This is a genomic window from Streptomyces rishiriensis (assembly GCF_003112535.1).
GTDB classification, from domain to species: domain Bacteria; phylum Actinomycetota; class Actinomycetes; order Streptomycetales; family Streptomycetaceae; genus Streptomyces; species Streptomyces rishiriensis.
Window position 1 is genome coordinate 119,026 of sequence record NZ_BEWA01000023.1, and the last position, 11,620, is coordinate 130,645.

At 70.5% G+C, this 11,620-nt stretch carries 9 protein-coding genes and 1 pseudogene; 5 read left to right on the forward strand and 5 right to left on the reverse strand.

Going from position 1 to position 11,620, the window contains the following annotated elements; genetic code table 11:
- Window positions 1–59: 59 nt before the first annotated feature.
- From Sri02f_RS34070 to Sri02f_RS34085, 4 genes are all read right to left on the reverse strand, one after another.
- Window positions 60–1,217, reverse strand: a complete 1,158-nt coding sequence (locus Sri02f_RS34070) for a sugar ABC transporter permease (RefSeq protein ID WP_245970926.1) — start codon at window positions 1,215–1,217, stop codon at window positions 60–62.
- Between the two features lie 179 nt (window positions 1,218–1,396).
- On the reverse strand, window positions 1,397–2,176 hold the full coding sequence (locus Sri02f_RS34075; protein ID WP_174855763.1) for an ATP-binding cassette domain-containing protein: 780 nt from the start codon (window positions 2,174–2,176) through the stop codon (window positions 1,397–1,399).
- A gap of 34 nt (window positions 2,177–2,210) precedes the next feature.
- Entirely contained in the window at window positions 2,211–3,338 is a 1,128-nt protein-coding gene (locus Sri02f_RS34080) for a sugar ABC transporter substrate-binding protein (protein ID WP_109005186.1), read from the reverse strand.
- A gap of 247 nt (window positions 3,339–3,585) precedes the next feature.
- Window positions 3,586–4,332, reverse strand: coding sequence for an IclR family transcriptional regulator (locus Sri02f_RS34085; RefSeq protein WP_109005187.1), 747 nt, complete (start codon window positions 4,330–4,332; stop codon window positions 3,586–3,588).
- 203 nt (window positions 4,333–4,535) lie between these two features.
- Here Sri02f_RS34085 and betA point away from each other — a divergent pair, with 203 nt between their 5' ends.
- Both betA and Sri02f_RS34095 read left to right on the forward strand, forming a co-directional pair.
- Complete coding sequence (gene betA, locus Sri02f_RS34090) at window positions 4,536–6,206, forward strand: choline dehydrogenase (protein ID WP_109005188.1); 1,671 nt, start codon at window positions 4,536–4,538, stop codon at window positions 6,204–6,206.
- A gap of 3 nt (window positions 6,207–6,209) precedes the next feature.
- Window positions 6,210–7,046 carry a methylenetetrahydrofolate reductase gene (locus tag Sri02f_RS34095; protein ID WP_109005189.1) on the forward strand — a complete coding sequence of 279 codons (837 nt, stop codon included), beginning with the start codon at window positions 6,210–6,212 and terminating at the stop codon, window positions 7,044–7,046.
- 100 nt (window positions 7,047–7,146) lie between these two features.
- Here the strand turns inward: Sri02f_RS34095 and purU are convergent.
- Window positions 7,147–7,233, reverse strand: a pseudogene (gene purU / locus Sri02f_RS43195) (formyltetrahydrofolate deformylase); the annotation flags it as partial.
- A 127-nt stretch (window positions 7,234–7,360) separates the two neighbouring features.
- On the opposite strand from purU, the gene Sri02f_RS34105 reads away from it, so the two are divergent.
- From Sri02f_RS34105 to Sri02f_RS34115, 3 genes are all read left to right on the forward strand, one after another.
- Entirely contained in the window at window positions 7,361–8,830 is a 1,470-nt protein-coding gene (locus tag Sri02f_RS34105) for an aldehyde dehydrogenase family protein (RefSeq protein WP_109005190.1), read from the forward strand.
- A gap of 20 nt (window positions 8,831–8,850) precedes the next feature.
- Window positions 8,851–9,939 (forward strand): quaternary amine ABC transporter ATP-binding protein, encoded by a 1,089-nt coding sequence (locus Sri02f_RS34110; RefSeq protein WP_109005191.1) that lies wholly within the window; start codon window positions 8,851–8,853, stop codon window positions 9,937–9,939.
- A partial coding sequence (locus tag Sri02f_RS34115; RefSeq protein WP_109005192.1) for an ABC transporter permease subunit occupies window positions 9,939–11,620 on the forward strand: 1,682 nt, incomplete at its 3' end. The genes Sri02f_RS34110 and Sri02f_RS34115, both read left to right, overlap by 1 nt.

The following is an 11,620-nucleotide window of genomic DNA, read 5'->3' on the forward strand; positions in this document are numbered from 1 at the left end:
GTTCGGGATGGAGGAAAGTGTGCCGGGCGGGCGTCGACAGCCCGCTCCAGGTGTACGGGTCAGGGGCGCCCGCGCGCGACCGCGGCCCGCCGTGCCAACGAGTCGAGGACGACCGCGACGTACAGCACCCCGCCGGTGACGATGAACTGGATCGGCGGCTCGACGCCCAGCAGCGCCATGCCCGAGGCGATCGACTGGATGATGAGGACCCCCAGCAGCGCGGACCAGGGCGAGCCGCGTCCGCCGAACAGGCTGGTGCCGCCGATGACGGCGGCGGCGATGGCGTTGATCAGCAGCATCCCGGAGCCCGGGGCCTGGCTCGCCGAGGTGAGCCGTGAGGCCACGAACAGGCCGCCGACGGCCGCCAGGGTTCCCGAGGCCGTGAACACCGCGATCCGCACCCGTGACACGTCGACGCCCGCCCGCCGGGCCGCCTCCGCGCCGCCGCCCAGCGCGAGGACCCGTCGGCCGTAGGGCGTGCGGCGCAGGAAGAGATCCGAGGCGACGATGACCGCGAGGAAGATCAGAAGCGCCAGCGGCACGCCTTCGAACCGTTTGAGGACGTGGACGGCGGTGAACGAGGTCACCGCCAGGAGTGCGGTGCGCACCCAGATCCGGTTCACCGGCCCGTACGGCATCCCGGCCGCCGCGCGCCGTCTGCGGTCGCGGCTGGAAACGAGGAGGTAGGCGAGCGTGGCGAGGGCGGCGAGACCGTAGGTGGCGACGGCGGCGTCGAAATAGCGGCTGGTCAGCGTGGCGACCAACCCGGTCTCGCTGAAGTTGATGGAGGTCTCCGTCCCCAGCAGGTAGAGCATCACGCCGTTCCAGGCCAGCAGGCCCGCGAGGGTGACGACGAAGGCCGGCACCCCGATCCTGGCGAACGAGAACCCGTGGAGGGCCCCGGCGGCGGCGCCGCAGGCCACCGCGACGAGCACGGCGAGCCACTCCGGCATCCCCAGGTCCACGTTCAGCGACGCGAACACCGCGCCCGCCAGACCGGCGAGCGAGCCCACCGACAGGTCGATCTCGCCGATCAGCAGCACGAAGACGATGCCGACGGCGATGATGCCGGTGCCGACGATGTCCACACTGAGGACCGAGAGGTTGCGCGGCGAGAGGAAGTTGTGGTTGAGGCCCTGGAAGACCGCCCATGTCACCGCGAGGGCGAGGAGGACGGGGACCGGCCCGAGATCGCCCTCGCGCAGCCTGCGGCGCACCGCTCGGGCGTGTTCCCCGAGCCGCTCGGCGTGTCGCCGGCGGCCGTCGGACCCGGGGGAGGGGGACGGTGGGGCGCCGGACCGTGCGGGGTCGGACCGTGCGGGGTCGGACTTCCGGGAGTCGGTGGACGGCGTGTCGGCGGCGCGCGTCCGGGGCCGCCGCCGCCACCCTCCGCCCCTCACGGCCAGGTCTCTTCCGGGTGGGTGGTGCGCTGGGCGACGGAGTTGTCCGCCGCGCCGGTGATGGAGGAGATGATCTGTTCCTGGGAGGTCGTGTTCACGTCGAAGAGGCCGTTGTTGCGTCCCAGGCGCAGCACGGCGACCCGGTCGGCGACGGCCTTGATGTCGCCCATGTTGTGGCTGATGAGGAGGACGCCGAGGCCCCGGTCGCGCAGCTCCTCGATGAGGTCGAGGAGCTGGCCGGTCTGCTCGACGCCCAGGGACGCGGTGGGCTCGTCGAGCAGCAGCAGCCTGGGCTCGCCGAGCAGCGAGCGGGTGATCGCGACGACCTGGCGCTGGCCGCCGGACAGGGAGGCGACCGGCACCCGCACGTCGGGGATCCGGATGGACAGGGTGTGCAGCAGCTCGCGGGTGCGGCGCTCCATCTCCACCTCGTCCAGCACGCCGAGCCGGTGGATCTCCCGGCCGAGGAAGAGGTTGCCGACGACGTCGAGGTTGTCGCACATCGCGAGGTCCTGGTAGACGGTCGCGATGCCCAGCACGTGGGCGTCCTGGGGGCGTCTGATCTGGATGGCGCTGCCCTGCCATTCGATGACGCCCCGGTCGGCGGGTCCGACCCCCGAGATCACCTTGACCAGGGTGGACTTGCCCGCGGCGTTGTCGCCCATCAGAGCGACCACCTCGCCGCCGCTGATCTCCAGTTCGACGTCCATCAGCGCCTGGACGGCCGCGAACCGCTTGGACACGCCACGCAGCGTCAGCAGGGGCTGCACCGGCACGGGGCCACCTCCTTCCTGTGTCCGGGCGTCCCGCTCACGGAGTGAGTCCGGCCTTGGCGCAGGCGGACCGTAGGTTCGGGGGGCAGATCTGGGCGATGGTGTACATACCGTCCTTCACCAGAGTGTCCTTGATGTCACCGGTCGTCACCGGGACCGACGGGAGCAGGACGGCGGGGATGTCCTTGACGGTGGAGTTGGCGACGGTCCCGGTGGCGATGGACGCCACCGACTTGCCGCGGCCGAGGGCGACGGCCATCTCCACGGCGGCGTCGGCCGCCGACTTGTAGGGCTTGTAGACGGTCATGTACTGGTCGCCCCCGACGATGCGCCGCACGGCGGCGAGGTCGGCGTCCTGTCCGGTGACCGGGGGCAGCGGTCTGACCTTGGTGGCGTTGAGGGCGGAGATCACGGCGCCGGCGAGACTGTCGTTGGCGGCCAGGACCCCGTCGATGCGGCCCGCGCCCAGGGCGGCGATGGCGGCCCGCATGTCGACGAAGGCGTTCTCCGGCCGCCAGCCGACGGTGTCGTAGGACTTGCCGATCCTCACCTTGCCGGCGAGGACGGAGAGCGCTCCCCGCTTGAACCAGCCGGCGTTGGGGTCGGTCGTGGCGCCGTTCATCATGACGATCTGGCCGCCGTGGGCCTTCGCGCCCATGGCCTTGAGCAGCGCCGTTCCCTGCAGCTTGCCTACCTTCGCGCCGTCGAAGGTGACGTACCCGGAGATCGGGCCCTGTGCGAGCCGGTCGTAGGCCACGACCGGGATGCCGGCCCGGTGGGCGTCCTCCACCGAGGGGCGGAGCAGCTGGGGGTCGACAGCGGCGATGATCAGGACGTCCACCCCTCTGGTGATCATGGATTCGAGCTGCTGGCGCTGCATCGCCGGGTCGGGGGTGGCGGCGACAGCCGTCGGACAGCTCGGGCACAGTTCCCCGAGCTTCTTCTCGATGAGGGGCTTGTCGAACTGGCCGAAGCGGGAGGCGCCGCCGCCGGGGAGCAGCAGGCCGACGGTGGGGCTGTGGCCCCCGCCCCCGCCCCCGTCGCCCCCGCCCCCGCCCGCGGTGCAGGCCCCGGCCAGGGTCAGGACGGCGGCGATCGCGACGGCCGTGGACGCACGGCCGCGTGACCTGCCTTTCACGGCTGGAAGGCCGACACCGAGACCCATCTTCGATTCCTTAGGAATTGTCCAGGTCCATCACGAAATGAGTATCCGTTGCCAAGCGTAGCCAAGCCGCCGCTCTCGTTGCGTTCGGGGTGGCGCGCGCGGCGGTTCGCCGCCCGGCTCCCGGCCCCCCCCCGTGAGGGTGCGCGCGATCCCTGACCCCGGCTCGGCGCATCCACGGCGCTGTGTTGCGTCAACCTTGTGGCCGCGCCTGGGCGCACCGCGGCGGAAGGGGTGGCGGCCGGGGCGCTCAGCCCAGGTAGCCCATCCGGTGGCTGATCTCCTCGGCGCCCTTCAGCAGGATCGGCGAGAGCTCGTGCAGCCGCTCCTCGGTGAGCCGGTAGGAGGGGCCGGAGGCGCTCAGCGCGGCGATGACCCGGCCGTCGCGGTCGCGGACCGGCGCGGCCATGGCGTGCAGGCCGATCTCCAGCTCCTCCAGGGTCCAGGCGTAACCGCGCTCGCGGGCGTCGGCGAGGTTCTTCTCCAGCTTCGCCTTCGAGGTGATGGTGCGCTGGGTGACCTTCTTCAGGCCGGCCTCCGACAGCAGCGCGGCGCGTTCCCGGGCGGGCAGATGCGCCAGCAGGATCTTGCCGCTCGACGTGGCGTGCAGCGGGGTCAGCTCGCCCACCCAGTTGTGCGCGGTGACGGCTCCCGGGCCGCGGACCTCGTAGAGGTTGATCGCGTAGTGCTCCTGCATGACGGCGATGTTGACCGTCTCGCCGATCTCCTCGGCGAGCCGTTCGCACACGGGACGGCCCTGCTGGGTGATGTCGATGCGCCCGGTGACCGCGCCGGCCAGGCGTACGATGCCGAACCCGAGCCGGTACTTGCCGCGCTCGCCGGCCTGTTCGACGAGGCCGCGCGCCTCCAGGGCGCCGAGCAGCCGGAACGCGGTGGACTTGTGAACGTCGATCTCCGCGGCCACCTCGCTGACGCCCGCCTCGCCCCGCTGGGCCAGGATCTCCAGGACGCTGATGGCACGGTCTACCGACTGCACTCCGCCGGCCTGCGAATTGGTTGTCTCGGTGTCTGTGCTGTGGTTGCTCACAACGAAACTATACGCGTAGTAAACAACGCTGTTGCAAGCAATGCGAGCGTAACCGTACCTATCGCAAGTTGCGAGCCGCGCAACCTAGTGCGTATAGCGCTACTGGTATTAGCATGCCTCGCGTATCTACGGCGCGAGCGAGACGAGGCACCATGGCTCCTGTGCAGTACGACTTCGTCATCGTCGGTGGTGGTTCCGCGGGCAGTGCACTGGCGAACAGGCTCTCCGCGGACCCGGCGAACCGGGTGCTGGTGCTGGAAGCGGGCCGGTCGGACTACCCGTGGGACGTCTTCATCCATATGCCCGCGGCGTTGACCTATCCGATCGGCAGCCGGTTCTACGACTGGAAGTACGAATCCGAGCCCGAGCCCCACATGGGCGGCCGGCGCGTCTACCACGCGCGCGGCAAGGTGCTGGGCGGCTCCAGCAGCATCAACGGCATGATCTTCCAGCGCGGCAATCCCATGGACTACGAGCGCTGGGCGGCCGGCCCCGGCATGCGGAACTGGGACTACGCGCACTGTCTGCCGTACTTCCGGCGGATGGAGAACTGTCTCGCGGCCGATCCGGACGACGAGTTCCGCGGCCATGACGGCCCCCTCGTCCTGGAACGCGGCCCGGCGACGAACCCGCTCTTCGGCGCGTTCCTCCAGGCCACCGAGGAAGCGGGCTACGCCCCCACGGACGACGTCAACGGGTACCGGCAGGAAGGGTTCGCCAGGTTCGACCGCAACGTGCACCGCGGACGCCGGCTGTCGGCCTCGAAGGCCTACCTCAAGCCCGCCATGAAGCGCCCCAACCTCACCGTCCGCACCCGCGCCCTCGTCACCCGCGTCCTGTTCGAGGGCAAGAAGGCCGTCGGTGTCGAGTACCGGCGCGGCAAGGGTCCGCTGAAGCAGGTGCGCGCCGGGGAGGTCGTCCTGTGCGGCGGCGCGATCAACTCACCGCAGCTGCTGCAGCTCTCCGGCGTCGGCAACGCGGCGGAGCTGAGCGCCCTCGGCATCGACGTCGTCCACGACCTCCCGGGCGTCGGCGAGAACATGCAGGACCACCTGGAGGTGTACATCCAGTACGCCTGCAAGCAGCCCGTCTCCATGCAGCCGTACCTGGCGAAGTGGCGCGCCCCGTTCATCGGGCTGCAGTGGCTGTTCCGCAAGGGCCCGGCCGCCACCAACCACTTCGAGGCCGGCGGCTTCGCCCGCAGCAACGAGGACGTCGCCTACCCCAACCTGATGTTCCACTTCCTGCCCATCGCGGTCCGCTACGACGGCTCCGTGCCCGCCGGCGGCCACGGCTACCAGGTGCACGTCGGTCCCATGTACTCCGACGCCGTCGGCTCGGTGAAGATCAGGAGCAGGGACCCGCGCGAGCACCCGGCGCTGCGCTTCAACTACCTCTCCACCGAGCAGGACCGCCGTGAATGGGTCGAGGCGATCAGGGTGGCGCGCAGGCTCCTCAACCAGCCCGCGCTCGCCCCCTACAACGGCGGCGAGATCTCGCCGGGGCCGTCCGTCGAGACGGACGAGGAGATCCTCGACTGGGTCGCCAAGGACGGCGAGACCGCCCTGCACCCGTCCTGCACCTGCAAGATGGGCACCGACGACATGTCCGTCGTCGACCCGCAGAGCATGCGGGTGCACGGGGTGGAGGGCCTGCGGGTGGTGGACGCCTCCGTCATGCCCTATGTCACCAACGGCAACATCTACGCACCGGTGATGATGATCGCGGAGAAGGCCGCCGACCTGATCCTCGGCAAGGAGCCGCTGCCCGCCTCCACGGCCGCCTACTACCGCCACCACGACGCCCGCGAACAGGCCGGGTAGACGTTGGCCGCCCCAGGACTGCGCACGCTGCTCGACCGCGTCCGCTACGAGGTGCTGCCCGCGAAGGCCACCGAGGACAAGGTCCTCGCCCATGTCCCGCGCGACGTCGTCGTCACCGTGACGGCGTCGCCGGTCAAGGGTCTGGAGCCCACCCTCGACCTCACCGCCCGGCTCACGGCGCACGGCTACCGCGTCGTCCCGCACGTGCCCGCGCGGCTCCTGCGCGACGACGTCCACCTCAAGGACGTCGTCGACCGGCTGCGCGAAGCCGGCGTGGACGACGTGTTCGTCCCCGCGGGCGACGCCGACCCGCCCGCCGGGCCCTACGACGGCGCCCTGCCGGTCCTGCGCCGGCTGAGCGAGCTGGGCAGCCCCTTCGCCCGCGTGGGCATCACGGGTTACCCGGAGAGCCATCCCCTCATCCACGACGACCTCACCGTCCAGGCGATGTGGGACAAGCGCGAACACGCCACGTACATCGTGAGCAACCTCTGCTTCGACCCCCGGGTGCTGGGGGAGTGGATCGCCCGGATCAGACGCCGGAACGTGATCCTGCCCGTCCATCTCGGCGTGGCCGGGCCCGTACAGCGGGCCAAGCTGCTGTCGATGGCGACGAAGATCGGCGTGGGGGAGTCGACGCGTTTCCTGACCAGGCATCCGTCGTGGTTCCTGCGCTTCGCCGCGCCCGGCGGGTACTCGCCCGAGCCGCTGCTCACCCGTGCCGAGCGCGCGCTGACCGCACCCTCGGCCGGAGTGGCCGGACTGCACCTGTTCACCTTCAACCAGATAGCCGAGACGGAGCGGTGGCGACGGGCGCTGCTGGAGCGCCTCGGCGGCTGAGAAGCGGCCGAGGCGTGCGCTGTGTGCGCGCCGTATACGACTGGGGGGCAGACCGGATCTCCGGTCTGCCCCCCAGTCGTCCCCAGTCGTATACGGCAGCTCAGCGGAAGACCACCGTGCGGTTGCCGTCCACCACGACCCGGCTCCCGCTGTGCCACTTCACCGCGTGGGCGCCCCGACGAGCTTCACCCCGCGGTCGTAGCAAATCGTCATCAGCGAACCTCTTGACGTGTGTCCGGACATTCGCCAGGGTGTTCCACCACAAGCAATTGGATGCACGATGCGCAACGCATTTCGTTCGAAGGGCTCGGCGCGTGGCAGACCTGTATGTGGATGGTGAGTGGCGGGACCCGGTGGCCGGTGGTCTCCGGGAGATCCGGTGTCCCGCCGACGGCGCTCATGTGGCGACCGTGTCGGAGGCGACGCGCGCCGACACCGAGCTGGCGATCGCCGCGGCCCGCCGGGCGTTCGACGAAGGCCCCTGGCCGCGGACTCCCGAGCGGGAGCGCGGGGCGCTGCTGCTGCGTGCCGCCGACATCATCGAGCGCGACGCGAAGACCTTCGCCCGGGCGGAGTCGCTGGACACCGGCAAGCGGGTGGTGGAGAGCGAGTACGACATCGCCGACGTCGTCTCCTGCTTCCGCTACTACGGCGGGATCGCGGGCACCGATGCGGGGCGGGTCGTGGACACCGGGCGTGACGACGCGGTGAGCCGCGTCGTCTACGAGCCGGTCGGGGTGTGCGGACTGATCACTCCGTGGAACTATCCTTTGCTGCAGGCGAGTTGGAAGGTCGCGCCGGCGTTGCTGGCCGGTAACACGATCGTCCTCAAGCCCAGTGAGCTGACTCCTTCCACGTCCGTGCTGTTGATGAGGGCGTTGGAGGAGGCCGGGCTGCCGGCGGGCGCCGCCAATCTGGTGCTGGGCGCGGGGCCGGAGGCGGGTGGGCCTCTCGCCGAGGATCCGGGTGTCGACATGGTGTCCTTCACCGGCGGTCTGGAGACCGGCAGAGGGATCATGGCCGCCGCCGCGGCGACGGTGAAGAAGGTGGCTCTGGAGCTCGGGGGGAAGAACCCCAACGTGGTCTTCGCCGACGCCGACTTCGAGACGGCCGTGGACTTCGCTCTCACGGCCGTCTTCCTGCATTCCGGGCAGGTGTGCTCGGCCGGCGCCCGTCTGATCGTCGAGGATGGGCTGCACGACCGGCTCGTGGACGAGGTCGTCCGCCGTGCCCGGCTCATTCGCCTGGGCGGCCCCTTCGACCCTCGGGCCGAGACGGGGGCGTTGATCTCGGCGCGGCACCGGGAGAAGGTCGAGGCGTATGTCGCGGCCGGGCTGGCCGAGGGCGCGGTGCTGCGCTGCGGCGGTGAACGCCCCGCCGATCCCGCTCTGGCGGGCGGTCACTTCTACCCGCCGACCGTGCTGGACGAGTGCCGGCAGGACATGCGGGTGGTGCATGAGGAGTCCTTCGGGCCGGTGCTCACCGTGGAGCGCTTCTCCGGTGAGGACGACGCCGTGCGCATCGCCAACGACACCGAGTACGGCTTGGCGGGGGCGGTGTGGACGCAGGACGCGGGCAGGGCGCAGCGGGTGGCCCGGCGGTTGCGGCACGGCACGGTGTGGATCAATGACTACCACCCTTATGTGCCGCAGGCGGAATGGGGTGGTTTCGGGCTCTCGGGGGTGGGTCGGGAGTTGGGACGGACCGGCCTGGAGGAGTACCGGGAGCCCAAGCACATCTGGCAGAACATCCAACCCCGGCCGCAGCGCTGGTTCCGCGGCTGAACGCCGAAATGAGGTCGATCATGACCCCCACCCAGACCGAGGCGCCACAGCGGCGCGGCACGCCCCAGGATGCGGACGGCACGGCGGTCATCTCCGTGCGCGGGCTGTGGAAGGTGTTCGGGCCGAAGGCCGAGCGGGTTCCCGGCTCGCAGGAGTTGTGCGGTCTCACCCGGCGTGAGCTGATGGACCGCACCGGCTGCACCGCCGCCGTGCGTGATGTGCACTTCGATGTCGCGCCGGGCGAGGTGTTCGTCGTGATGGGGCTGTCCGGCTCCGGCAAGTCCACTCTCGTGCGCTGTCTGACCCGGCTGATCGAGCCGACCGCGGGTGAGATCGTCTTCGAGGGCGAGGACATCCGCCAGGCCGATCACGGGCGGCTGCGTGAGCTGCGCCGGCGCAAGTTCTCCATGGTGTTCCAGCATTTCGGGCTGCTGCCGCACCGCCGGGTGGTGGACAACGTGGCTTTCGGGCTGGAGATCCGCGGCATGGGCCGGGCCGAGCGCACCCGGCGCGCGATGGAGGTCGTGGAGCTGGTGGGGCTCGCCGGTTATGAGCATTCCTATCCCGATCAGCTTTCCGGGGGTATGCAGCAGCGTGTCGGGCTGGCCCGGGCGTTGGCGGGCGATCCGGATGTGCTCCTGTTCGACGAGCCGTTCTCGGCGCTGGATCCGCTGATCAGGCGTGACATGCAGAGCGAGGTCGTCCGGCTGCATCACGAGGTGGGCAAGACGATGGTGTTCATCACCCATGATCTGTCCGAGGCTCTGAAGCTGGGTGACCGGATCCTGATCATGCGTGACGGCAGGACGGTGCAGTGCGGTACCGGCGACGAACTGGTGGGGGCGCCGGCCGACGACTATGTGCGTGAGTTCGTCAAGGACGTGCCGCGCGGTGATGTGCTCACTCTGCGGTGGATCATGCGGCCGCCCGTGGAGGGCGATGCTCTGGACGGTCCCGAGCTGGGTCCGGACGTCGTGGTCAAGGAGGCCACCCGGGCGGTGCTCGCGGCCGACAGGCCGGTCAAGGTCGTCGACAACGGCAAACTGCTCGGCATCGTCGGCGACGAGGAGATCCTCGCGGTGGTCGCCGGACGGGAAGGCGGCGCCTGATGAGCGTCGCCGTGGAGGAGAGCGAGAAGACGGACCCCGCCGTCGCCGCACCGCGGCCCGCCCCCGCTGCGGGCCGGCGCAGGGTCGGCCGGTGGGCCGCCGTGGCCGCGATCCTGGTCGTCTGGCTGGTGCTTTTCGCCGTGCTGCGCGGCAAGCAGACCCTCGCGCTCGCGGCGGCGGATCTGACCGGTCTGCACCGCTGGTTCAACGACGTCAACGACTCGATCGGCGCGGACCGCAACTCCAACCCCCTGTTCCTCTATTTCTTCAACGAGATCCGGCTGGTCATCGACCACCTGGTCACCTTCGTGCAGGACCTGATCTCCCAGCCGTCCGCCGGCCGCCCCCTGCCGCAGATCGGCTGGCTCGGCGTCGTCGGCATCGCCGGTTATGTCTCGTGGGCTTTCGGTAACTGGCGGGTGGCGCTGCTGGCGGTGGCCGGGTTCGTCTTCTTCGGGCTGCAGGGGTTGTGGCAGGAGAGCATGGACACCCTGGCCCTGACGCTCTCCGCGGTGTTCGTGGCGCTGCTGTTCGCGATCCCGCTGGGGGTGTGGGCGGGGCTGTCCGACCGGTTCAACCGGATCGTGACACCGTTGCTGGACTTCATGCAGACGATGCCGACCTTCGTCTACCTGGCCCCGCTCACCCTGTTCTTCCTCATCGGCGGGGCCTCCGCCACCATCGCCACGGTGATCTACGCGGCGCCGCCGGCGATCCGGATCACCGCGCACGCCATCCGGACCGTGCCCGAGACGACGGTGGAGGCGGCCGACTCGCTGGGCGCGACGCGCCGGCAGGCCCTGGCGAAGGTGCTGCTGCCGATGTCGAAGCGGACCGTGGTGATGGGCGTCAACCAGACCATCATGGCGGCCCTGGCCATGGTGACCATCGCCGCTCTGATCGACGCGCCGGGCCTGGGCAAGACCGTCGTCCAGGCGCTGCAGTCGCTCGACGTGGGCACGGCCTTCAACGCGGGCCTGGCCATCGTCGTGATGGCGATCGTCCTGGACCGGGTCACGACCGCGGCCAGCACCCGCGCGCAGGAGGCCCGGCGCTCGAAGAACCGCTTCCTCGCCTGGCGCAGGCCGCTGCTCGGCGCGGGCGCGGCCGTCACGGCCGTCCTGGTCTACCTCTCCCACACCTACCTGTGGGCGGCCGAGTTCCCCGGCGAAGGCGACGCGGGCAGCAGCATCGCGAGCGCGGCGGACGACGTGACGACCTGGGCCCAGGACAACCTGTCGGGCGTCACCAACACCGTCCGCGACCTCGTCACCAACGGCCTGCTCAACCCGTTCCAGTCACTGCTCACCGACTCCCCGTGGTGGCTCGTCGGCGTGGTGCTGGTCGGGCTCGGCGTCGTGCTCGGCGGCCTGCGGGCCGGGATCACGACGGCGGTGTGCGTGGGGCTGCTGGTCGGCACGGGGATGTGGTCGGACGCCATGACGACGCTGGCCTCGACCGTGGTCGCCACCCTTCTCGTGATGCTGCTCGGGATCGTCTTCGGGGTGTGGATGGGGCGCAGCCCGCTGGCGGACCGGATGCTGCGGCCGAGCCTGGACGCGGCGCAGGTCATGCCGCCGTTCGTCTATCTGGTGCCGTTCCTCGCGCTGTTCGGCGCGACGCGTTTCACCGCGATCGTCGCCGCCGTCGTCTACGCGGCGCCGGTCGCCATCAAGATCAT

Excerpts from the sequence above, each read along its gene's own strand:
- Sri02f_RS34110 (WP_109005191.1), top strand. The coding sequence starts at position 8,851 with ATGACCCCCACCCAGACCGAGGCGCCACAGCGGCGCGGCACGCCCCAG.
- betA (WP_109005188.1), top strand. The coding sequence starts at position 4,536 with ATGGCTCCTGTGCAGTACGACTTCGTCATCGTCGGTGGTGGTTCCGCG.
- Sri02f_RS34080 (WP_109005186.1), bottom strand. The coding sequence starts at position 3,338 with ATGGGTCTCGGTGTCGGCCTTCCAGCCGTGAAAGGCAGGTCACGCGGC.